This window comes from Hydrogenophaga sp. GW456-12-10-14-TSB4, assembly GCF_059424305.1.
Map to the genome: position 1 here is coordinate 1 of NZ_JBWKZH010000162.1, position 619 is coordinate 619.

At 67.4% G+C, this 619-nt stretch carries 1 protein-coding gene; it reads left to right on the forward strand.

Annotated elements, in window-relative coordinates; translation table 11 throughout:
* Positions 1-95: 95 nt before the first annotated feature.
* Positions 96-619: 2-oxo-4-hydroxy-4-carboxy-5-ureidoimidazoline decarboxylase (uraD, locus tag AC07ZS_RS29890; protein ID WP_494802048.1), on the forward strand; the 524-nt coding region annotated here is incomplete at its 3' end.

Consider the following 619-nt stretch of genomic DNA (forward strand, 5'->3'; position numbering starts at 1 on the left):
GGCGGGGAGGGTTGGCAAATCATACTAATTTTGCGAATGCAGCAAAGCCAATTCTGAAATGGACGGCAACGGAGCGACTGCCTACGATGCCTTCCATGACACACCCGAAGACCCTCGACGAACTCAACACCTGCTCTGCGCAAGCCTTTGGTGTCGCGCTGGCCGACATCTGGGAACACGCGCCGTGGGTCGCCGCGGGCGTCGTGCATCAACGGCCTTTCGCCAGCGTTGCCGCGCTGCACCAGGCCATGGTGGCGGTGGTCGCGGCACTGGACGATGCGGCGCGCACGGCCTTCTACGCCGGTCACCCGGAGCTGGCCGGCGCGGATGCCCGCCGCGGCAGCATGACGGCAGAGTCGGTGGCCGAACAAGGCACGCTGTCCCTGGCCAGCCTGTCCGATGCCGAAGCCCAGCGCTGGGACGCGCTGAACCAGGCCTACCGCGCGCGCTTTGGCTTCCCCTTCATTCTGTGCATCCGTCGGCACACGCGCGATTCGGCGCTGCGTGCCTTTGAACAGCGCCTGCAGCACGACCGCGCGACCGAACTGGCCGCCGCGCTCGACGAGATCGCCGCCATCACGCGGCTGCGCCTGGAGTCCCGCATCGTGTCCCCCACCCC